The following is a 20,163-nucleotide window of genomic DNA, read 5'->3' on the forward strand; positions in this document are numbered from 1 at the left end:
GGCGGCACATGGACTGGATGGTCGCCTCGCCGCCCAATACCGCCGCGCTCGACCGCCCCAAGCAGTGGTGGGAGACGCGCTGGTTCGTTGCGGCCGTGGTCCTGGCGACGATGATCCCGCTGATCGGCCCGCCGCTCCCGCCGCTGGTCGACCTGTTCGGCCATATGGGGCGGTACCGGGTCGCGCTGGACCTCGGCTCCAGCCCGTATCTGTCACAATATTACGACTTCCAGTGGAAGGTCGTCGGCAATCTGGGTGTCGACCTGCTGGTGATGCCGCTGGCCAAGATCTTCGGGCTCGAGCTGGCGGTGAAGCTGATCGTGCTGGCGATCCCGCCGCTGACCGCCGCGGGGATGTTGTGGGTCGCGCGGGAGGTCCACTACCGGGTTCCGCCGACGGTGCTGTTCGCGCTGCCGTTCATCACGGGCCATCATTTCCTGTTCGGCTTCGTCAATTACGCGCTGTCGATGGCTTTCGCCTTTCTGGCGTTCGGCCTGTGGCTGCGGCTTGGGCGGCTGGGCAAGAGCCGGCTTCGGGCAGTGCTGTTCGTGCCGATCTCGATCATCATCTGGCTGACCCACACCTTCGGCTGGGGGACGCTGGGGCTGCTGGCCTTTGCGTCTGAATGCGTCCGCCAGCACGACAAGGGCCGGGGCTGGGTCATGAGTGCCCCGCGGGCGGCCTTTCACTGCCTGAGCCTGGCCGCGCCGATCCTGCTGATGATCGCCTGGCGGGAGCATGGCGGGGGCAAGACGCTCGACTGGTTCAACTGGAAGGTGAAGTGGGAATGGATCACCATGGCGCTGCGCGACCGCTGGCGGTGGTTCGACATCGCCTCGGTCAGCGCGGCGGCGGCCATGCTGTTGTTCGCGATCGTCCATCCCAAGCTCGCGCTGTCGCGGATGCTCCTGTTCACGGTGCTGATCCTGCTGGTGGCCTACGCCATCCTGCCGCGCATCATCTTCGGGTCCGCTTACGCGGACATGCGGATCGTGCCGTTCATCTGGGCGATCGCGCTTCTCGCCATCCGGTTCAAGGAGCGGACCGACCTGCGACTGGCGGGGCGGCTGGCCGGGCTCGCGCTGGCTTTTTTCATCGTCAGGACGGCGTCGGTGACGTGGAGCCTGGCGATTGCGGCCGACGAGCAGCGCCAGCAGCTGACCGCGCTCGACCATGTACCCATGGGCGCGCGCGTCGTGTCGATGGTCGGAATTCCGTGCCAGGACGGCGGCTGGCCCTTGTGGCGCAACGCGCACCTCGGCGGGCTGGTGGTGGTCCGCAAGCAGGGCTTCTCCAACGACCATTGGGATGTGCCCGGGGCCAAGCTGCTGACCGTGACCTACCGCGCGGCGGGCGATTGGCGCTATGATCCGTCCAACCTGGTCAAGGCTCCGCATTGCCGGCTGTCGGCCGGGCCGATCGGCGTTCGGCTGGAGCGTTTTCCGGCGTTCGCCTTCGATTATCTGTGGCTGATCGACCCGCCACCCTACGACCCGCTGCTGACGGCGGGGTTCGCCAAGGTGTGGTCGGGACCCAATGGGTCGGCCCTCTACCGCTTGCCCGGCGCGGACGCTAACGTGCCGCGATGACCCTGCTGTCGATCGTCGTTCCCTGCTTCAACGAGGAAGCCTGTCTCGAACTGCTGCATTGCCGCTTGGGCGATGCGGCCAGGGCCGCGGTCGGCGGCGATTACGAGATCCTGCTGGTCAATGACGGGTCGCGAGACGGCAGCTGGCCGATCATGCAGCGGCTGAGCGCGAGCGACCCGCGGCTCGTCTGCATCGACCTGTCGCGCAACCACGGTCACCAGCTGGCGCTGACCGCCGGCCTCGACCTGGCCAAGGGCGACCTCATCCTCATCGTCGATGCCGACCTGCAGGACCCGCCCGAGTTATTGTCCGACATGCTGCGTACCATGCGCGAGGAAGGTGCGGACGTGGTCTATGGCGTGCGCCGCAGCCGGGCGGGCGAGACCCGATTCAAGAAGGCGACCGCCACGGCCTTCTACCGCCTGCTGGCGAGCGCGACCGAGATCAACATCCCGCTCGACGCGGGCGATTTCCGCCTGATGACGAGGCGCGCGCTCGACGTACTGCTGGCGATGCCGGAGCAGGCGCGGTTCGTGCGCGGGATGGTGGCGTGGATCGGCTTCCGCCAGGTGCCGTTTCTTTACGACCGGGCCGAGCGCGCGGCCGGGACCAGCAAATATCCGCTGTCCAAGATGCTCAAGTTCGCGTTCGACGCGCTGACCGGGTTCAGCTCGGCGCCGCTGAAGCTCGCCAGCCATGCCGGGCTGCTGCTGAGCCTCGGGTCGCTGCTGATCATTGTCTACATCGCTTATGCGTTCATCAGCGGGCAGAGCATCCAGGGCTGGACCTCGCTGATGCTGGTGGTGGTGATCCTGGGCGCGGTGCAGATGTTCGTGCTGGCAATGATGGGCGAATATATCGGCCGGCTCTACAGCCAGGCCAAGCAGCGCCCGCTGTACATCGTGCAGGAGATCGCCGGCGTGTCGCGAGCGCCGAGCCGCGGGCTTGGGCAGGTCGCCGGGCCGGCGGGTTTTCAGCGGGCGGAGGCGACCGCGAACAGCGACAGTCCGGGCGGCAGCGGAATCCTACCGATCAACCGCGCTTCCTGAGCAAACACCTTTTCCAGCGCGGCGTTGAGCGGGGCTGGCGGCAGGCTGTCGTCGCCATCGTCCTTGCCCCGCAGCTTGCCGGCGAAGCGGTTGGCGACCGCCACCGGAAACAGCAGGCTGTTAAAATAGCCGATCCGCTCCAGCTTGAGCGGTGAGCCTTCGATCAGCTTCTTGAGGCCCGACTTCGAATAGCGGCGGTGGTGGTGGTTCACCACGTCATGCGCCGACCACATCCACTGGTGCGCCGGCACGGTCATGATGAACTTGCCGCCGGGCTTGAGTCGGGCGGCGATGCTGGCAAGGGCAGCGGCGTCGTCGGCGATATGCTCGATCACGTCGAATGAGCCGATCAGGTCGAAGCTGTGCTCCGGAACCCCGTCGAGTGTCGGCAGCGGGGCGGAGCCGACGGCCCGGCCGAGGCGCTGTTCGGCCATCGAGCGGGCGGCGGGATCGACCTCGATCGCTTCCACCCGCCCGAAGGCGGAGAGCATCGGCAGATTGTGGCCGGTGCCACAGCCGATCTCGAGGATCCGGGCGTCGCTGGACGGCTGGACGGTGCGGCGGATCAGCGCGTCGAGCACCACTCGGCGGGCGCGATACCACCAGTGCTGCTGGTCGAGCTCGGCCATGCGGTCGTAGACGATGCGTTCCATCAGGCGAACACCCACAGGCGGTTGAGGAAGAAGGTGGCGAACGGCGTGATCAGCACTGCCGGGACCAGCGGCCACCAGGTGGGGCCGTGGAGCAGGTCGGTGGCAATGAAGGTGAAGGCCGCATTGAGCAGGAAGCCGAAGGTCTGCACGCCAAAGAACTGCACCTTGGTCTTGTGGTCCTCGGTCTTGCCATGACCCTTGAAGCTCCACCGGCTGTGCAGGAAGAAGCCTACGGTGACCGCGACGATGAAGGCGATAATGACGGCGAACACCGGCCACATCACGTAGGTGGCGAGCGGCCAGTAGATGGCGGCATACAGCAAGGTCAGGCCGATGCCGACCACGCCGAAACGGAACAACTGGCCGATCGTGTCGCGATGGTGAGGGGCAAGGTTGCTGATCATGGCTTCACTTGCCCTTTAAGGCGGACCGGCTAGAGCGCCAGCCACTTCTTTGCCCTTGCCGAGGCGCCCGCTTGACGACCCCGATGGACAAACTGCTGGCGTGGACCGCCCGCCACTGGCGTTGGCTGGTGCTGGCCTACTGGCTTGGCGCCTGCGTCTGGTTCCTCTTCTCGCGCTGGCGCGGGATCGAGCTGTTCCAGCTCAACGACACCGACGACAACATGCGGATCGCGCAGGTCAGGGCGCTGCTGAACGGGCAGGACTGGTTCGACCTGCGGCAGTATCGGATGGACCCGCCGCTGGGCGCGAACATCCACTGGAGCCGGATCGTCGACCTGCCGATCGCCGGGCTGATCCTGCTCGGCCGTCTGTTTACCACCGGGCCCAATGCCGAGCGCTTCGCGGTCGCGGTGGCGCCGCTGCTGCCCTATCTGCCCATGTGTATGGGGCTGGCGCTGACCGCGCGGCGGCTGATCCACCCCGCAGCCTTCCCGCTGGCGTTTGCGGCCTTGTTCTTCGCCGCCTCCACCAACGGCATGGTGATGCCGACACGGATCGACCATCATGGCTGGCAGCTTGCCATGCTGGCGCTGACGATCGCGGGCGTTGCCGATCCCGACGGCAAGCGCGGCGGACTGGTCGCCGGGGCGGCCAGTGCCTTCTCGCTGAGCATCGGGTTGGAGAGCCTGATCTACATCGCGCTGGCCGCGGCCGCGCAGGTGCTGATGTGGGTCGACGATCGCAGCCAGCGCGAGCGGATGGCGACGTTCGCCGTCAGCCTGGCGGCGGGCTGCACGGTCGGCTTCCTCCTCTTCGCCAGCTACGCCAACCGGGCGCCGGTTTGCGACGCGCTGTCGCCAGTGTGGCTGTCGGACGCGCTGCTTGGCGGGGCGCTGCTGTGGCTGATCGCCAGCCTGTCGCCGGAGCGCTGGACGGTGCGCCTGGCGCTGGCGGCGGGGGCGGGCGTGATCGTGGCCGCGTTCCATGCGCTGGCCTGGCCGCACTGCCTCACCCGGCTGGAGGGCGTGTCTCCGCAAGTGGCTCAGCTGTGGCTCAACAATGTCCGCGAGGCCAAGCCGATCACCGATTATGGCTGGCAGGATCAGCTTCGGACCGCGGCGCTGCCCGGGGTCGGGCTCATCGGCTGGGCGCTGCTGGCACGGCATCATTGGCGGCCCGAGCGGGACCTGGCGCGGCGCACGCTGGCGGCCGCGGCCATCTCCGTCGCGCCGGCGCTGCTGTTGTTGTGGCAGATGCGGACCGGGCCGGCGGCGCAGCTTCTCGCCTGCACCGGGGCTGCGGCGCTGGTCTGGGTGCTGCTGCCGCGAGCGTGGGGGTCCAAGAACTGGCTGGTCGGTGCGGTCGGAAGCGCGGCGCTGGTGGTCGTTGGAGTGGGTGCCGCGGCCCCGCTGGCGCTCAACTTCGTGCCGGGCAAGCCACGCAAGGAGTGGGACAAGCAGGTCGACAAGGCCAACCGGCTGTGTCCGTCCCTTTGGGCGCTGCGGCCGATCGCCAAGCTGCCCAAGGGCACGATCTTCACCTTCCTCGACCTTGGGCCAAGGATCATCTCGGTCACCCACCACAATGCGGTCGCGGGTCCTTACCATCGCAATGGCGAGGCAATCCTCGACCTGATGCAGGCGTTCCGCGGGCCGGAGCCGCAGGCGCACCAGCTCGTCCTCAAGCACCATGCCGATTATCTGATGATCTGCCCGATGATGAGCCAGGCGACGATTTTCATGTCGCGCGCCCCCAACGGTTTCTACGTGCAGCTGATCCACGGCAAGGTGCCGGCCTGGCTGCAGCCGGTTCCGCTACCGGCCGATAGTCCGTTCAGGATCTGGCGAGTGGTCGGTAGCGCGCCTCCGCCTCCGCCATATAGTCGCGGGTGAGCGGCAGAGCGCGGCGGTCGCGGACGTACTGGACCTGGAAGTTGTTCATCGCGCCATGTTCGAAGGCGACAATGCCGCCCGCCAGATAGAATTCCCACATGCGGAAGAAGCGCTCGTCATAAAGCGCCTCGATCTCAGCGCGGTGCGCGTAGCAATTGTTGAGCCAGTGCCGCAGCGTGTAGGCGTAGTGGACGCGCAGTGTCTCGACGTCGGTGCAGATCAGGCGCACCTCCTCGCTGGCGGCCTGCATCTGGCTGAGGCTGGGCAGGTGGTAGCCGGGGAAGATCCATTTGTCGGTGAAGGGATCCGGAACGCCGGCCTTGCCGTACTTACCGATCGTGTGGAGCAGCATCACGCCATCGTCGGCTAGCAACTCGCGGCACTTGCCGAAGAATTCCATGTAATGGGCGGCGCCGACATGTTCGAACATGCCGACCGAGACGATGCGGTCGAAACGGCCGGTGACGCTGCGGTAGTCGATCAGCTCGAACTTGACCTTGTCGGCGACGCCGGCCTCTTCAGCGCGCTTGCGGGCGACGGCGAGCTGCTCTTCGCTCAGCGTGACGCCGAGTACCTCGACGCCCGCGATGCGATTCAGGAACAACGCCATGCCGCCCCAGCCGCAACCGATATCGAGGACGCGATGCCCCGGCTTGAGGTCGAGCTTAGCGGCGATGTGCGCCTTCTTGTCCGCCTGAGCAGTCTCCAGGCTGTTCGCCGGATCGGTGAAATAGGCGCAGCTGTACTGGAGGTCCGGGTCGAGGAAGAGCCGGTAGAGCCGGCCGTCCAGGTCGTAGTGATGGGCGACGTTGCGGCGTGAGCGGCGCGCATCGTTGCGACGGCGGATCAGCGCCTTCAGCGGATTGCCGTGCTTCTTCTTGAGCGTGCCCTTGTGGCCGCCGGCCTCGAACGGGTTGGCGCCGACCACCAGTTCCAGCAGGTCGAGGATGGTGCCGTTCTCGATCGAGATGCGCCCGTCCATATAAGCTTCGCCGATGTTCAGGCGAGGATTGCGCAGGATGCTGAGCAGGACGCCCTTGTCGTGGAGCCGGACCGTCACCTCCTTGCCCGGACCGCCGCGTCCATAGGTTTCCCGCTGCCCGGAAGCGCTGACGATGGTGATGCGGCCGCTGGGCAGCAGCTTGTCGATGAAGCGTCCAATCATGCTCATGCCCGCTTCCTAGCGCGGAGCGAGCGCCCAACGCAAAGTGGAAGCAAGGCCGAAGGTGGCAGCGCCAATCGCCGGCTTGCCAACGCCCGAGGAACGCAGTCCGTGGAGCCGCCGGGCGACGGGCGGGAGGAGGTCGATGGCGGCCCGCATCAGCAGCGCTTGGAGCGGAACGGCCCGGAGCTGTTCGGGCTGTGCGTTGAGGATGATGTCGCGGATCGTTCGGCTGCGCGTGTCGGCGCGAAGCTCGCCCAGATAGCTGGTGAGCAGCGCGTTCGCGTCAGCCTCCGTCTCTGGGACGGGTTCGGCGCCGAGCAGCCGGGCGATGGGCGCGACCTCGGCCCAGTAACGGTCGCGGTCGGCGGCGCTCATCCCCGGTTCCCCGAAGCGCCGCCAGCCGGCCAGGAACATGGCCGACCCGGCAATGTGGACGAAGGCGAGCAGGTGCGGGTCGTTGGCGTCGTACGGAGTGCCATCCGGAAGGGTGCCGTTGACGTGATCGTGGATCCGGCGAACCCGCGCGATCGCCGCCTCCGCCTCGGTACGGGCGCCGTAGGTGGTGACCGCGATGAAGCGGGCGGTGTTGCGCAGCCGGCCGTGCATGTTGGCCTTGAAGTCGCTGTGATCCCAAACGCCGGCGAGCGCCTTGGGATGGAGCATCTGCAGCAGCAGCGCCGCGACCCCGCCGACGATCATGCCGGTCACGTCGCCATGCACTCGCCAGGCGACTCCTCCCGGCGGGCAGAGCGCATCCGGGCTGCGGACGATCGGCGCCTGACCTTTCGCCTGGTCGTTGAAGAAAGCCACCACCTCACCGGCGATTCGGCGGCGGATGTTTTCGGTGGGGGCGAGCGAGGCCATATGCCTCCAACGGCTGGTTAGGCCGCCTGCTCCCGATCGAGTTCTGACCGGCGCTTCTTCTCCGCCGCGGTCTTCAGCTGCCCGCAGGCCGCGTCAATGTCCCGCCCCCGCGGTGTCCTGACCGGCGCGCTGATCCCCCCTTCGAAGACGATGTTCGAAAAGGCGCGGATGCGCTCGGGGGTCGAGCATTCATATTCCGCCCCGGGCCAAGGGTTGAACGGGATGAGGTTGACCTTGGCCGGCAGACGATAGTGGCGGATCAGGCGGACCAGCTCATGCGCATGCGCATCGCTGTCGTTCTTGTCCTTGAGCATGACATATTCGAAGGTGATGCGCCGGGCGTTATTGGCGCCGGGGTAATCGGCGCAGGCCTGCAGCAACTCCTCAATGCCGTACTTGCGGTTCAGCGGCACGATCTCGTCGCGGATCTCCTTGGTAACGGCGTGGAGCGAGACGGCGAGGTTCACCCCGATCTCCTCACCGGCGCGCGCCATCATCGGCACCACACCCGAGGTCGACAGGGTGATGCGGCGCTTGGACAGGCCGAGCCCGTCCCCATCCATCACGATCTTGAGCGCGTCGCGGACGTTGTCGAAATTGTAGAGCGGTTCGCCCATGCCCATCATCACGATGTTGGTGAGCATGCGGCCTTCCGGCTGGCTCGGCCACTCGCCCAGCGCATCGCGGGCGAGCATCACCTGGCCGACGATCTCATGCGGTTCCAGGTTACGGACCAGGCGCATCGTGCCGGTATGGCAGAAGCGGCAATTGAGCGTGCAGCCGACCTGGCTCGACACGCATAAAGTGCCGCGATCCGCGTCGGGGATGAACACCATCTCGAAATCGTGACCGTCATGGGTCTGGAGCAGCCACTTGCGGGTGCCGTCGGTCGAGACCTGCGCCTCCACAACCGCCGGCCGGGCGATGGTGAAGCGCTCGGCGATCCACGGCTGCTGCGCCTTGGCGATGTCGGTCATCAGCGCGAAGTCGGTGACCCCGCGATTGTAGATCCAGTGCCACAGCTGCTTGGCGCGGAGCTTGGCTGCGCGCGGCTCCAGCCCGGCGGTTTCAAGGGCGGCCCGGATCTGCTCACGGGACAGTCCGACCAGCTCGACCTTGCCGTCGGCGCGCGCGGGTGCAGCGCGCGGGACGGGCACAGGGTCGATCGGGCCGGGGATCGGCATCAGGGTGGTATCGGCGCTCATGGTGTGGGGCCCATGTAGCGGAGGATGCGTGCTTTTTCTAGCCGCGCGACGCACAGGCCGCGGCGGCAGCGTCGATCGCCGTTGGGGCGCCGGTCAGGAGGTAACGGTCGGTGTGGCCGCCATCACCCGCGCGGAAGCGGGCACGCAGATCGCCGGCCGAACGGATGGCGGCGATCAGCGCGGCTTCCTGCGCCGGACCGGTGCTCCACGCGTCGGGTCCGCGGGCGGTAAGCTGGAAGGTCGCGCCACCGGCCTGAACCAGCACCGTGCTGCCGGGGATCGCCGGTCGGGACAGGCGCAGGTGAAGTTCGCCCCTGCGGCGACCAGGTGGGCGGTCGAAGCTGATGGTGGCGCGGGCCTGGTCGCGGCCGGGCAGGGCAAGCAGTTCGGAGCGGGCGATTGCGGCGCAATCGGCGCCTCGGTCGAAAGCCACCCAGACAGGACTGGCGAAGAGAGTGCGGGGAGGAGCGGCAGCGGCCGGAGCGGCAAGCAGCGCCGCCGCGGCCATGATCAACGGGCGGCGGGGACCGACTTGACCGCCTGTTCGTGCGCGACCGCCTGCTGCACCGCTCCATTGAGGCCAATGGAGGCAACCACTACCGCCGCGCCCGCCAGTGCGACGCCCAGCGCGATCTCCGCCAAGGCTGCGCCCGCCGTGCTGGTCAGAAGCTTGGTCATCGCCAGGATCGTTCCCTTTCGCGGCACGCAAACCTGCGGCCACGAACGGGCTCAACGCTTCTGTTAAGAAGTTGTCAACCACGAACCAGAACCTTGCTGCGCCACTCAAGGACAGTGCGGCCCAAGCCGCTGATTTTGCAAGTGTCGTGCAGAAGGCCCGGAAAACCGCCGGTCGTTGGGGTCGCCGCGTTCATTGCGGTCTTGCAACGAATCAGGCGCCGTTCTCGCGCAATTCGTGGCGGTAGGTGACGGCTACCCGTTCCGACAGCAGCACATAGGGCAGCCAGATGCCGATGCTGACCAGCACTCGGGTGAGGTTGCCGCGAAGCAGGGCCTGGAACGCAAGGGCGACAGCGGCGGGCAGCATCATTCCGCCCGCGGCATTGGCCATGATCAGCTGCATGGCGAGATCGATCGCCCAGGCCGAAGCGAGCAGCGCCGGGAAATGGGCGGAGCGGCGCAGCCCCGCGGCGAACGCCACCGAGTACAGGCTGCAGGCGATCGTCGCATCGGCGGTGAGCCAGGCGTGGAGCGTGTCGAGCCAAGGGCTGCTCTCCGCACCAGCGGGCGGGATGGCGGCGAGGAAGGAGATGCCGCGCAGCAGGACGGCGGCGACCAGTGCCAGCAATAGCGACAGCATCAACCCGCCGGCCCCGTAGAGCGGGTGGCGGGCGATCACCGGCGGCGCGATCCGGCCGCCGAAAATGGCTAGCGCGGCGGTGAGCACGCCCGCGGGCAGGACGGTGAAGACCGCATAGGGCAGCCAGGCAAGCGGATCGGCAAACTGGCCGCTCAACCGCATCGCCGAGCCGAGACCGGCCACCACCAGCCAGGCCAGCGGGAGCAGTGACGCGCGCCGTTCCAGCAGACCAAGCAGCGCGTCGGCGCGCTGCTGAAGTTGCTGGGACAAGGCGGCGGTTCGGTCCATCGGCAGAAAAGCGCTCAGTTTCTGGAACAGGCGGGAAACCGGCTCTTTGCACGCGAGCGATTAGGAAGCGGTAAATCAACGCGGCGCCCCACGAGTTCCCGTTGTTTCGGCGCGGTTGCTTGTGCCTCGGGGCTGTGCCAAGAAGTGGGTGCTCGGTTGTCTCATGGGGGTATGATGACGGCGGAGCTTTTCTCCAGACCATCGGACATGCCGCGACGCGCGTGAGCGTCGCGGGAATGATCCAGCGCGTGGCTGTCGAGCTGTCGCTGTTCGCAGCGGCCGGCTTCCTGTTGTTCGCGCTCGACGACCTGCTGCTGGACCTCATTTATATCGCGCGCCGGGTGTGGCGCGCCCTCACCATCTACCGCCGCTTCGTGCCTGCCGACGCCGGAATGCTGAGGGGGACGGCCGAAGGATGGATGGTCGTGTTCATTCCCGCCTGGGACGAGGCAGCGGTGATTGGCGACATGCTTCGCGCAACCCTCGAGCGGTTCGATTATCCCGATTACAGCCTGCTGGTCGGGCACTATCGCAACGATGCGGCCACCGCGGCCGCCATCCGCCAAGTCACCGATCCGCGCGTGGTGGCGGTCGACATCGGGGTCGACGGGCCGACCACCAAGGCCGATTGCCTCAACCGGCTGTATGACGCGCTGGTCCGGGTAGAGACGGCTGAGGGGCGTCGGGCTGCGGCGGTGATCCTGCACGATGCCGAGGATCTGGTGCATCCGCAGGAACTGAAGCTGTTCGCCCGGCTGATCGGACGGGCGGGCGTGGTCCAGCTGCCGGTGGTTCCGCTGGTCGACCCGGCCAGCCCTTGGATCGGCGGCCATTATTGTGACGAGTTCGCCGAGAGCCACGGCAAGGAACTGGTGGTGCGGGAAGCCGTCGGAGCGGCGATTCCGCTTGCGGGCGTCGGCTGCGCCATCGGGCGGGAGGCGCTCGGCCGGCTGGCCAGCAGCGAAGGCGGGCGGCCGTTCGCCGGCGGCAGCATGACCGAGGATTATGAGATGGGTCTGCGGCTGGGCGCGCTGGGCGAGCGAACGATGTTCGTGCGCCTGCCGGTGGTGCACGGGCAGCCCGCCGTGGTGGCTAGCCGAGGCCATTTCCCGGCCACGCTCGACACCGCCGTGCGGCAGAAGGCGCGATGGCTGGGCGGGATCGCTTTCTCCGGCTGGGACCGGCTCGGCTGGGGACGCGGCTGGGGTGAGCGCTGGTTCCGGATGCGGGACCGGCGCGGACCGCTGGCCGCGGTGCTGCTGCTGGCGGGCTATGTCGCGGCACTGCTGTGGAGCCAATTGTGGCTGGCGCAGTGGCTCGGCGCGCCGCCGCCGGCACCGCTTTCGCGCGGGCTCGACTGGCTGCTTCGGCTGACCGCACTGCTGCTGACCTGGCGAGTGCTCATGCGCGGCATGTTCACCGCGTCCGCCTACGGCCTGGGTGAAGGGCTGATGAGCGTTCCTCGGATGGTGATCGGCAACGTCATCGCCATCCTCGCCGCGCGGCGAGCGCTGATGATCCATCTCAGGGGCGGACCACGGCAGTGGGACAAGACCGCCCACATCTTTCCAGCGGAGACAGCACGATGAGCGCACCGGTCAAGTTCCTGGCGGTGGCGGTCGCCGGTTGGGTCACGTTCCGGGCGGCGGCAAGCGCGCTGGCGTTACCCGAAGCCGCGCCGGCAACCCCGCCTCTGCCCGGCGCGCCGCCGGCGCAGGCCGTGGCGGGGCCGCCGATGTCCTATGCCCCGCTCGGCCCCGGGCCGGTTCAGGCGCCCCAGCAATATCCGGCGGCGCCTTATGGCTATGCGCCGGCGGCCTATCCCTACCCGTACCCACCGGGACCATATGGCGCTCCTTACGGCTATCCGCCGCCGCCGCCGCCCGGATGGGGTGCACCCGCGCCCCGGCCGACCGCCATGCCGATGCCAATCTATTACCCTGTTCCCGTTGCGGCAGCGGCCATGCCGTTGCCGCGCCAGACGCCTTGGACCGCTGCTCCCGCTTCGGGCGTGGAGCCAAGTCCCTCTGCTGCGGACGAGGCGCCGCTGTCACGGCCGGAGGCGGTGGCCCTCAACCCCGGACCGGGCGCTGCCCCGGCCGTGACAGCATTGACCCCCGAGGGCCCCCACCGGCTCGACCGCTGGAGCCTGTCGAGCTGGAGCCTAATCCGCCAGGCCAGCCCCGCCACCAGCGCCGTTCCGGCGGCGACCAGTCCCGCGCTGGCGATCGGCGGACAGCTGGGCGCAAGCCAGGCGGGAAGCAGGCTGACCTATCGCTTCACCCCGCGCCTGTCGGCCAACCTGCGCTTCTCCGCGCCGATTCCCGCGCCCCGCACCCGCAACCGCGGGGTGAATGGCGAAGCGGCCCTGGGCGTCGCGTGGCAGCCGCTGGTGAACCTTCCACTCCGACTGCTGGCCGAGCGGCGGCAGCGCATCGGTGACCTGACCGGCGGGCGCAGCGCCTTCGCCTTGCTGGCCGAGGGCGGCATCTACGGAAAGGCGCTTCCGCTCGGCTTCCGGCTCGACGGCTATGGCCAGAGCGGGATCGTCTCCGTGCGTCAGCGCGACTGGTTCGTCGACGGCGGCCTGGTGGCGGAGCGGCCGCTGTTCGGGCGCTATTCGGTCGGGCTGGGCGTCTGGGGTGGAGCACAGAAGGGCCTGAACCGGCTCGACCTTGGGCCGCGCATCTCGGCCCGGATGACCCGCAACGTGCGGCTGTCACTTGATTACCGCTATCGGGCATTGGGCAACGCGACGCCGGGCAGCGGGTTCGCGGTGGCGCTCGGGAGCGACTTCTAGGCGGGAAAGCGCGGGTTCAGCGTTTTTGCAGAACGGCGGTGCAACATCGTTGCTCCCGCAGCGCGTCAATGTGGCGCATCTGCGTCTCCTGTAGATGACAGGGAGAACCATCATGACCGCTCGTTCTGCTTTCGCCGCTTCGCTCGTCAGCTTGGTGGCCGCGGCATCCGCGCTGACCTTCGCCGCGCCGGTGTCCGCCGCCATGCCCGGTCCGGTCGCCGTTGCCACCGTGTCCACCGCTGACCTCGACCTTTCTTCGGCGCATGGCCAGGCGCTGCTCAAGGCCCGGCTGCAGCGCGCCGCCGCGGACGTCTGCGGCGACGCGAGCTCGGCCGACCCGGCGGGCAAGCGCTGGGTCAAGCAATGCCGCGCCGACAGCATGGGCAAGGCTTGGGAGCAGGCGCAGGCGCAGCGTGCCACCGCCAACCGGGTCGCGGCGCGCTGACCCCTCGCATTCGCTTGACCGCGGCGGCTGCGCTATGTCGCCGCGGTCATGAGCGATCCTTCTTTCCACGAACTCGCCGACGGCCGCCGAATCGCTTATCGGGCGCACGCCGGCAATGGTCCCGCCACCATCCTGTTCCTGCCGGGCTATGTCTCGGACATGATGGGAACGAAGGCGCTGACCCTCCGTTCCTGGGCGGCCGAGCGCGATCTCGGCTTCGTGCGCTTCGACTATAGCGGGACGGGCGAGAGCGCAGGCGCGTTCACCGACGGTACGCTCGAGCGCTGGCTCGAGGAGGTGCTCGCCATCATGGATGAGCGGACGGACGGTCCGCTGATCCTTGCCGGATCGTCGATGGGCGGCTGGCTGGCGATGCTCGCGGCGCTGCGCCGGCCCGAGCGGGTGTGCGGGCTGCTCGGCATCGCGGCGGCTCCTGATTTCACCGACTGGGGTTATGATGAGCACGATCGCGCGACATTGCGTGCCACAGGCAGGCTGGAGCGCGAGAACCCTTATGGTGGCGACTCGGAGCTGACCACCTTGGCCTTCTGGGAGTCCGGGCAGCGGCTGCTGCTTGGTGACGAGATCCCGATCCACTGCCCGGTGCGGCTGATACATGGCGACGCGGACGGCGAGGTGCCGCCCGCCCTGGCGCTGCGAACGGTCGCGGCGCTTCGTTCGTCCGAGGTTCAGTTGTGGCTGGTCAAGGGCGGCGGCCATCGACTGTCGGGCCACGGGGAACTGCGCACCATCCTGCGCGCCGCGGCCGACCTGGTGGAGCTTGCCCAATGATTCTTGCCCTGCTTGCCGCAACGACCCTCGCGCAGGCGGCGCAAACCCCCAATTGTGCGACCGGCGACGCGGGCGCGGCCTGCCGTGCGGTGGCCGCCGGCAACGCCGGGCGCTTTGCCGAGGCCGCCCCGGAGTTCGAGGCGGCGGCTTCGCGCGCCGTCGGTGCCGACCGCGACCGGGCACTGGCCGCGGCCGGCAACATGTGGCTGGCGGCGGGTGAACCGGCCAAGGCGGCGGTGGCGCTTGACCAGGCGCTCGCCGGAACGGGCCTCACCGGACTGCAGCGCGGCGAAGCATTGATCGACCGGGCGAGGGTCGCGTTCGAGCAGAAGAATTACGCGGTGGCGCGGGCCAGGCTGAGCGAAGCACAGGCGACCGCGGCGAGCGATCCCTTCTACTGGTATTTCTCGGCCGCCGTTGCGATCGAGGAGGGCAAGCTTGATCTGGCCCGCACCGCGAATGGCCGGGCCCTCAACCTGCTGCCGAGCGACCCGGCGACGCTGGTGCAGGCCGGCGACCTTGCCCTGCTGAGCAATGACCGGGCGCAGGCGCGGGAACGGTATCGCGCCGCGGCCGCGGGCAGCGACGCCTTCGCCCGTGAGGCGAAGGACAAGCTCGCCCGGCTCGATGCAGCGCCCGCGGCATCGGCACCAGCGGCGCCGGGCAAGGCGTCGGCGCCCGCCCCGAAGTCCAAGGCTCCGCCGAAACGGTAGCCGCCCGGCGAACGGCACGGAGCCGATGCGGGTGCAAAGGGTTCATGGCCTGTCATGCGAATCGCCACCTACAACGTGAACGGCGTCAACGGCCGGCTGCCCGTGCTGCTCGAATGGCTGAACGGGGCCACGCCCGACGTCGTCTGCCTGCAGGAACTCAAGGCCGCGCCCGACAAGTTCCCGGAAGAGGCGATCCGCGAGGCTGGATACCAGGCGATCTGGCTTGGCCAGAAAAGCTGGAACGGGGTGGCGATCCTTGCCCGTGGGGCCATGCCGGTGGAGACCCGCCGCAATCTTCCCGGCGACGGAGCCGAGGCGCCCAGCCGCTACATCGAAGCGGCGGTCGGCGGGGTGCTGGTGGGGTGCCTCTACCTGCCCAACGGCAATCCCCGGCCCGGTCCCAAGTTCGACGCCAAGCTGGAGTGGATCGCCCGCTTCGAGGCGCTGGCGGCCGAGCTGTTCGCGGTCGACGGCCCAGTGGTGCTGGCGGGTGACTACAACATCATTCCGGAAGACGAAGACGTCTACAAACCCGAACGCTGGCGCGACGACGCGCTGTTCGCCGACGAGGTGCGCGAAGCTTACCGGCGCTTGCTCCGGCAAGGTTGGACAGACGCACTGCGGGCCAAGCACCCCGACGAGCAGGTGTTTACCTTCTGGGACTATTTCCGGAACGCCTTTCCGCGCGACGCCGGCCTGCGCATCGACCACCTGCTATTGAATGGTCCGGCGGCCAAGGGCCTCAAGCAGGCCGGGGTCGATCGATCGGTGCGGGCACTGCCCAAGACCAGCGATCATGCCCCGGTGTGGATCGAATTGGCCTAGGCGCGATGCTGGCGCACACAGGGCCGGCGGCACTTCGGTGCGTATTGGCGGTTGTGCGGTGATGAGCGAAACCGCTCCCCTTGCCCCAATGGAGGCGCTGCTCGCCAAGGACCTGCCGTCGGGTCCGGGCTGGTTGTTCGAGCCGAAATGGGATGGCTTCCGCTGCCTCGCCGAGCGGGCGGGAGGGGAGGTGAAGCTCTGGTCCAAGAGCGGCAAGCCGCTGGGCCGCTACTTCCCCGAGGTCGTGTCGAGCCTTGCGGCGCTGCCGGCGGACCGCTTCCTGCTCGACGGTGAACTCATCATCGAGCGCGACGGCCATTACGACTTCGATGCACTGCAGCAGCGGCTCCATCCCGCGGAAAGCCGGGTGCGGCGCCTGGCTGGAGAGACGCCAGCGAAGCTGATGGCGTTCGACCTGCTGGCGATCGGCAAGCGCGACCTTGCCGCCGCGCCGCTGGCCGAGCGGAGGCGGGCGCTCGAGCAGTTCATCGAGAAGCAGGGAACGCCCGATCTCCTCCTGTCCCCCGCGACGGACGATCGCCAGCAGGCCCAGCAGTGGCTGGCGCGCAGCGGGGCCGCGCTCGATGGCGTAATCGCCAAGCCGATGGACCAGCCCTACCAGGCGGGAACACGGGCGTTCATCAAAGTGAAGCAGCACCGCAGCGCCGACTGCGTGGTGGGCGGTTACCGGACCGAGCGCGCTGGCGGCAAAATGGCCTCGCTTCTGCTCGGCCTCTACGATGATGCCGGCCTGCTGAACCATGTCGGTTTCTGCTCATCCTTCAGTGCGGTCGAGCGTGCGGCGTGGACCGCCGAACTCGAGCCGCTGGCCGGGGGCGAAGGCTTCAGCGGGGCTGCGCCGGGCGGCCCGAGCCGCTGGGCCAACGGCCGGTCGGCGGAGTGGGTGCCTCTCAGGCCCGAACTGGTGATCGAAGTCGGCTACGATCAGGTCACTGCCGGTCGGTTCCGTCACGGCACGCGCTTCCTTCGCCGCCGTCCCGACAAACGGCCCGACCAGTGCCGCTGCGAGCAACTGCGCCATCCGCTCAGCCCCGCCGAGCTCGGGCAATTGCTCGGCCGCTGACCCATGCTGTTCGAGCTTGATCCCATACCCGGGCTGAAGCTGCGGGAAGCGCTGGTCGACGAGGCCGAGGAAGACGAGCTGATCGCGAGGATCGCCGCCGAGCCGCTAACTCCATTCCAGTTTCAGCAGTATGAGGGCAAGCGACTGACCCGCAGCTTTGGCCGGCATTATGATTTTGCCCGAGGTCGGCTGGAAGAGAGCGAGCCCATTCCCGATTGGCTGCAGCCGTTACGGGCGCGCTGCGCCAGCTTCGCTGGACTGGAGCCGGACCACCTCGTCCACGTGCTGCTCATCCGCTACGATCCGGGTGCGGGCATCGGCTGGCATCGCGACCGGCCGGTGTTCGAGGAGGTGGTCGGCGTGTCGCTTGGCGCGGCGACCACCCTGGACTTCCGCCGTCGGCTTGGCGACCGGAAGTTTGCGCGCGTGGCCGTGCCCCTGGCGCCGCGCAGTGCCTATCTCCTCAGCGGGGAAGCGCGACAACAATGGGAACATGGCATCAAGCCTCACGAAGCGTTGCGGTTTTCCATCACTTTTCGGTCGCTTGCGGAATAAACGAAGTTCGGCCCCCTAGGGCAGCTAGCGGCGCCGAAACGAAAGACATAACGCTGTGTTATGCCAACGTTCTTCAGCGATTACGCACCGCACGGTTACTGCCTGCTCTGGCAGCCAGAGCTGGTCTGGACGTACGTGATCTCCGACGCGCTGATCGCGCTTGCCTACTTCTCCATTCCGATCGTGTTGCTGACGTTTGTGCGGAAGCGCCCGGACGTGGAGTTCGGGAGGGTCTTCTGGCTGTTCGCCCTGTTCATCCTGTCCTGCGGCTTCACGCACGTCCTGGGGATCTGGAACCTGTGGCACGGCGACTATGGTGTAGAGGCCGTGGTCAAGGCGATCACCGCGCTGGCGTCGCTGCCGACCGCGATCATGCTGTGGCCCTTGCTGCCCAAGGCGCTGGCGTTGCCGTCGCCCTCCATGCTGCAGCAGAAGAATGAGGAGCTGGCGGGCGTGCTGGTCGAGCGTGACCGAGCGCTTGAGCAGCTTCGCGCCGAGGTCGCGCACCGCGAGCGGGCGGAAGCCGCGCTGGTCCAGTCAAAGAAGATCGAGGCGATCGGTCAGCTGACCGGCGGCATCGCGCATGATTTCAACAATCTCCTGCAGGCGATCCATGGCAATTTGGAGCTGATCGGCCTTGCGCCCGACCAGACCGACAAGGTCCGCCGTTGGGCAGGAAATGCCGCGCAGGCGGTGGAGCGCGGGACCAAGCTGACCGGCCAGCTGCTAACCTTTTCCCGCCAGCAGCGGCTCGAGGCCAAGCCGATCGACGTTGCCGACCTGGTGACCGGCATGGATGAGCTGATCCGCAACTCGGTTGGTCCACGGATCGACGTGGAACTGTCGATTGGCGAGGAACTGGGCGTGGTCACCTCCGACCGCACGCAGCTGGAGCTCGCCCTCCTCAACCTCGCCATCAACGCCCGCGATGCCATGCCTTCCGGCGGGCGGCTGGCGATCGGTGCCGAACGTCGGGGGGAGACGGTCGTAATCACCGTCACGGACACTGGCGTCGGAATGCCACCTGAAGTGATCGAACGCGCGCTCGAGCCGTTCTTCACAACCAAGGGACCTGGGCGCGGCACGGGCCTCGGGCTCAGCATGGTTTATGGCGTGATCCAGCAAGCCGGAGGACGCGTCGACATCGACAGCGCGGTTGGCCACGGCACCACGGTGGTGATGACGCTACCAAGGCAGGAGCCGGCCGAAGCGGCGTCAGGCGAACAAGAGACTGCAGCCGCCGGCGTTGCGTCGGCGCCGGTGACTGGAACCATCCTGCTGGTCGATGATGACGACAATGTCCGGGTGGCGCTCGCCGACATGCTCGAAGCGCGCGGCCACGTGGTTCAGCAGGCGGCCAGCGGGGTAGAGGCACTGGCGATGTTCAAGGGCCAGCTGTTCGACCTCCTGCTGCTCGATTTCGCGATGCCGGGCATGACCGGAGCCGACGTCGCCCGGCAGGCACTGGAGCATAAGCCCGACCTGCGGCTGCTGTTCATCACCGGTCATTCGGATAGCGATGCAATCGACCAGGCGGTGGCGGGCAATGCCCGTGTGCTCAAGAAGCCGATCGGCGCCGCGGATCTTGCGACGGCGGTCGAGCAGATGCTCAGCGCGCCTCGAACCCCGCCAGCACCTCCGCCAGCCAGCGCCCGGCGGTCAGCGCGCTGAGATCGCTGGGGTCGAGCGGCGGGTCCCATTCGGTCAGGTCGATGACCCGCACGCGTGGCTCGGCCGCCAATCGCCTGACGGCCGCGAAGAAGTCGCGATTGGTGATCCCGCCCGGACGTGCTCCCGGCGCCCCGGGAAACTGCGCGCGGTCGATGACGTCGATGTCGCAGTCGAGCAGGATCGCCTCGCAATGGTCGAGCGCTTCTAGCGCGCGCACTGCCGCGGCCCGGCCGCCGGTTGCATGAACTTCCTCCGCGGTGAGAAGCAGGTGCCCGCCGGAGGCGGCGTCCCCGTGCATTGCCAGGCTGTTGGCGAACGGGGCGAGCCCGACCTGCACGACGTTGCGGCCGGGCAGCCCGTCCTCGCGCAGGGCGCGCACCGGATTGCCGTTGCCGAGCCCCCCGCTGGTGTCGCGCATGTCTAGGTGTGCGTCGAGGGTGATGAGCCCAAGCTTATCGAGCGGCAGTCCAAGCGCATCGCCGAGCCCGAGCACCCCCGGCCGGGTCACCGCATTGTTGCCGCCGATGAGCAGGGTCAGCGCATGCGCCGCGATGCTTTCGCTGACCGCCGCGCGCAAGGGTGGCGTGGCCTGCTCGATCTTGAGCCCGTCCAACGCCACGTCGCCGCGGTCGCGGATGGTGGTCGCCAGTTCGGTCGAATGCTCGATGTCGTAGCGCCCGACCCGCCGAAGCACCGACCGCAACGCCGCCGGCGCCAGGTCGCAGCGCCCCGGCGTGACCGACCCCGCCGCCAGCGGAGCGCCGACCCAACCGATCGGCGCATCGGGGGCTCCGGTGAGCAATTCCGAGAGATTGGGCCAAGCGCTGGTCATTGCGCATCTGCCTAGCAGC

The 20,163-nt window shown here is 68.1% G+C and carries 21 protein-coding genes; 12 read left to right on the forward strand and 9 right to left on the reverse strand.

Translation table 11 applies throughout. The features are described from left to right. Positions 1–8: 8 nt before the first annotated feature. Both M8312_RS11030 and M8312_RS11035 read left to right on the forward strand, forming a co-directional pair. Positions 9–1,589 carry a hypothetical protein gene (locus M8312_RS11030; RefSeq protein WP_250117740.1) on the forward strand — a complete coding sequence of 527 codons (1,581 nt, stop codon included), beginning with the start codon at positions 9–11 and terminating at the stop codon, positions 1,587–1,589. Continuing rightward, on the forward strand, positions 1,586–2,638 hold the full coding sequence (locus M8312_RS11035; RefSeq protein WP_250117741.1) for a glycosyltransferase family 2 protein: 1,053 nt from the start codon (positions 1,586–1,588) through the stop codon (positions 2,636–2,638). The genes M8312_RS11030 and M8312_RS11035 overlap by 4 nt, the downstream gene beginning before the upstream one ends. Here the strand turns inward: M8312_RS11035 and M8312_RS11040 are convergent. Both M8312_RS11040 and M8312_RS11045 read right to left on the reverse strand, forming a co-directional pair. Then, entirely contained in the window at positions 2,563–3,291 is a 729-nt protein-coding gene (locus M8312_RS11040; protein WP_250117742.1) for a class I SAM-dependent methyltransferase, read from the reverse strand. The two genes, M8312_RS11035 and M8312_RS11040, sit on opposite strands and share 76 nt — an antisense overlap. Beyond that, a complete protein-coding gene (locus tag M8312_RS11045) occupies positions 3,291–3,695 on the reverse strand; it encodes a GtrA family protein (protein ID WP_250117743.1) in 405 nt (134 codons plus the stop codon). Before M8312_RS11045 ends, M8312_RS11040 begins: the two co-directional genes overlap by 1 nt. An 83-nt stretch (positions 3,696–3,778) precedes the next feature. On the opposite strand from M8312_RS11045, the gene M8312_RS11050 reads away from it, so the two are divergent. After that, entirely contained in the window at positions 3,779–5,587 is a 1,809-nt protein-coding gene (locus M8312_RS11050; protein WP_250117744.1) for an AcrB/AcrD/AcrF family protein, read from the forward strand. On the opposite strand, the gene M8312_RS11055 is transcribed toward M8312_RS11050, so the two are convergent. The 6 genes from M8312_RS11055 to M8312_RS11080 all read right to left on the reverse strand — a co-directional run bounded on the left by M8312_RS11055 (position 5,529) and on the right by M8312_RS11080 (position 10,427). Continuing rightward, positions 5,529–6,758: an SAM-dependent methyltransferase gene (locus M8312_RS11055; protein WP_250117745.1), complete on the reverse strand. Its 1,230-nt coding sequence runs from the start codon at positions 6,756–6,758 to the stop codon at positions 5,529–5,531. The genes M8312_RS11050 and M8312_RS11055 overlap by 59 nt on opposite strands. 9 nt (positions 6,759–6,767) lie before the next feature. Next, on the reverse strand, positions 6,768–7,616 hold the full coding sequence (locus M8312_RS11060) for an oxygenase MpaB family protein (protein WP_250117746.1): 849 nt from the start codon (positions 7,614–7,616) through the stop codon (positions 6,768–6,770). Between the two features lie 17 nt (positions 7,617–7,633). Next, positions 7,634–8,800 carry a dual-specificity RNA methyltransferase RlmN gene (rlmN, locus tag M8312_RS11065; RefSeq protein ID WP_502957462.1) on the reverse strand — a complete coding sequence of 389 codons (1,167 nt, stop codon included), beginning with the start codon at positions 8,798–8,800 and terminating at the stop codon, positions 7,634–7,636. Positions 8,801–8,858: 58 nt separating this feature from the next. Beyond that, positions 8,859–9,329, reverse strand: a complete 471-nt coding sequence (locus M8312_RS11070) for a hypothetical protein (protein ID WP_250117748.1) — start codon at positions 9,327–9,329, stop codon at positions 8,859–8,861. 2 nt (positions 9,330–9,331) lie between these two features. Next, a complete protein-coding gene (locus tag M8312_RS11075; protein ID WP_250117749.1) occupies positions 9,332–9,499 on the reverse strand; it encodes a hypothetical protein in 168 nt (55 codons plus the stop codon). Between the two features lie 211 nt (positions 9,500–9,710). After that, complete coding sequence (locus M8312_RS11080; protein WP_250117750.1) at positions 9,711–10,427, reverse strand: hypothetical protein; 717 nt, start codon at positions 10,425–10,427, stop codon at positions 9,711–9,713. A gap of 236 nt (positions 10,428–10,663) precedes the next feature. On the opposite strand from M8312_RS11080, the gene M8312_RS11085 reads away from it, so the two are divergent. The 9 genes from M8312_RS11085 (at position 10,664) to M8312_RS11125 (ending at position 19,312) form a co-directional block, all read left to right on the forward strand. Next, a complete protein-coding gene (locus M8312_RS11085) occupies positions 10,664–12,016 on the forward strand; it encodes a glycosyl transferase family protein (protein WP_250117751.1) in 1,353 nt (450 codons plus the stop codon). After that, positions 12,013–13,227 (forward strand): hypothetical protein, encoded by a 1,215-nt coding sequence (locus tag M8312_RS11090; RefSeq protein WP_250117752.1) that lies wholly within the window; start codon positions 12,013–12,015, stop codon positions 13,225–13,227. The genes M8312_RS11085 and M8312_RS11090 overlap by 4 nt, the downstream gene beginning before the upstream one ends. 112 nt (positions 13,228–13,339) lie before the next feature. Continuing rightward, a complete protein-coding gene (locus M8312_RS11095; RefSeq protein WP_250117753.1) occupies positions 13,340–13,672 on the forward strand; it encodes a UrcA family protein in 333 nt (110 codons plus the stop codon). A 48-nt stretch (positions 13,673–13,720) separates the two neighbouring features. Further along, positions 13,721–14,464: an alpha/beta fold hydrolase gene (locus M8312_RS11100; RefSeq protein ID WP_250117754.1), complete on the forward strand. Its 744-nt coding sequence runs from the start codon at positions 13,721–13,723 to the stop codon at positions 14,462–14,464. Next, positions 14,461–15,177, forward strand: a complete 717-nt coding sequence (locus M8312_RS11105) for a tetratricopeptide repeat protein (protein ID WP_250117755.1) — start codon at positions 14,461–14,463, stop codon at positions 15,175–15,177. Before M8312_RS11100 ends, M8312_RS11105 begins: the two co-directional genes overlap by 4 nt. 54 nt (positions 15,178–15,231) lie before the next feature. Then, positions 15,232–16,002 (forward strand): exodeoxyribonuclease III, encoded by a 771-nt coding sequence (locus M8312_RS11110; RefSeq protein WP_250117756.1) that lies wholly within the window; start codon positions 15,232–15,234, stop codon positions 16,000–16,002. A 61-nt stretch (positions 16,003–16,063) separates the two neighbouring features. Then, positions 16,064–17,086 (forward strand): ATP-dependent DNA ligase, encoded by a 1,023-nt coding sequence (locus M8312_RS11115; RefSeq protein WP_250117757.1) that lies wholly within the window; start codon positions 16,064–16,066, stop codon positions 17,084–17,086. Positions 17,087–17,089: 3 nt separating this feature from the next. Further along, positions 17,090–17,641, forward strand: a complete 552-nt coding sequence (locus M8312_RS11120; protein WP_250117758.1) for an alpha-ketoglutarate-dependent dioxygenase AlkB — start codon at positions 17,090–17,092, stop codon at positions 17,639–17,641. Positions 17,642–17,701: 60 nt separating this feature from the next. Then, positions 17,702–19,312 (forward strand): ATP-binding protein, encoded by a 1,611-nt coding sequence (locus M8312_RS11125; protein WP_250117759.1) that lies wholly within the window; start codon positions 17,702–17,704, stop codon positions 19,310–19,312. Here M8312_RS11125 and M8312_RS11130 read toward each other — a convergent pair. Then, a complete protein-coding gene (locus tag M8312_RS11130) occupies positions 19,251–20,144 on the reverse strand; it encodes an arginase family protein (protein WP_250117760.1) in 894 nt (297 codons plus the stop codon). The genes M8312_RS11125 and M8312_RS11130 overlap by 62 nt on opposite strands. Between the last annotated feature and the right edge of the window lie 19 nt (positions 20,145–20,163).

The sequence above is a fragment of the Sphingomonas sp. KRR8 genome (assembly GCF_023559245.1).
Lineage (GTDB): Bacteria > Pseudomonadota > Alphaproteobacteria > Sphingomonadales > Sphingomonadaceae > Sphingomicrobium.

Coding starts and splice junctions, on each gene's coding strand:
- M8312_RS11040 (WP_250117742.1), bottom strand. CDS start 3,291: ATGGAACGCATCGTCTACGACCGCATGGCCGAGCTCGACCAGCAGCAC.
- M8312_RS11110 (WP_250117756.1), top strand. CDS start 15,232: ATGCGAATCGCCACCTACAACGTGAACGGCGTCAACGGCCGGCTGCCC.
- M8312_RS11115 (WP_250117757.1), top strand. CDS start 16,064: ATGAGCGAAACCGCTCCCCTTGCCCCAATGGAGGCGCTGCTCGCCAAG.
- M8312_RS11100 (WP_250117754.1), top strand. CDS start 13,721: ATGAGCGATCCTTCTTTCCACGAACTCGCCGACGGCCGCCGAATCGCT.
- M8312_RS11130 (WP_250117760.1), bottom strand. CDS start 20,144: ATGACCAGCGCTTGGCCCAATCTCTCGGAATTGCTCACCGGAGCCCCC.
- M8312_RS11055 (WP_250117745.1), bottom strand. CDS start 6,758: ATGAGCATGATTGGACGCTTCATCGACAAGCTGCTGCCCAGCGGCCGC.
- M8312_RS11075 (WP_250117749.1), bottom strand. CDS start 9,499: ATGACCAAGCTTCTGACCAGCACGGCGGGCGCAGCCTTGGCGGAGATC.
- M8312_RS11080 (WP_250117750.1), bottom strand. CDS start 10,427: ATGGACCGAACCGCCGCCTTGTCCCAGCAACTTCAGCAGCGCGCCGAC.
- M8312_RS11060 (WP_250117746.1), bottom strand. CDS start 7,616: ATGGCCTCGCTCGCCCCCACCGAAAACATCCGCCGCCGAATCGCCGGT.
- rlmN (WP_502957462.1), bottom strand. CDS start 8,800: ATGCCGATCCCCGGCCCGATCGACCCTGTGCCCGTCCCGCGCGCTGCA.
- M8312_RS11035 (WP_250117741.1), top strand. CDS start 1,586: ATGACCCTGCTGTCGATCGTCGTTCCCTGCTTCAACGAGGAAGCCTGT.
- M8312_RS11120 (WP_250117758.1), top strand. CDS start 17,090: ATGCTGTTCGAGCTTGATCCCATACCCGGGCTGAAGCTGCGGGAAGCG.
- M8312_RS11085 (WP_250117751.1), top strand. CDS start 10,664: ATGATCCAGCGCGTGGCTGTCGAGCTGTCGCTGTTCGCAGCGGCCGGC.
- M8312_RS11125 (WP_250117759.1), top strand. CDS start 17,702: ATGCCAACGTTCTTCAGCGATTACGCACCGCACGGTTACTGCCTGCTC.
- M8312_RS11095 (WP_250117753.1), top strand. CDS start 13,340: ATGACCGCTCGTTCTGCTTTCGCCGCTTCGCTCGTCAGCTTGGTGGCC.
- M8312_RS11105 (WP_250117755.1), top strand. CDS start 14,461: ATGATTCTTGCCCTGCTTGCCGCAACGACCCTCGCGCAGGCGGCGCAA.
- M8312_RS11050 (WP_250117744.1), top strand. CDS start 3,779: ATGGACAAACTGCTGGCGTGGACCGCCCGCCACTGGCGTTGGCTGGTG.
- M8312_RS11090 (WP_250117752.1), top strand. CDS start 12,013: ATGAGCGCACCGGTCAAGTTCCTGGCGGTGGCGGTCGCCGGTTGGGTC.
- M8312_RS11030 (WP_250117740.1), top strand. CDS start 9: ATGGACTGGATGGTCGCCTCGCCGCCCAATACCGCCGCGCTCGACCGC.
- M8312_RS11070 (WP_250117748.1), bottom strand. CDS start 9,329: ATGGCCGCGGCGGCGCTGCTTGCCGCTCCGGCCGCTGCCGCTCCTCCC.
- M8312_RS11045 (WP_250117743.1), bottom strand. CDS start 3,695: ATGATCAGCAACCTTGCCCCTCACCATCGCGACACGATCGGCCAGTTG.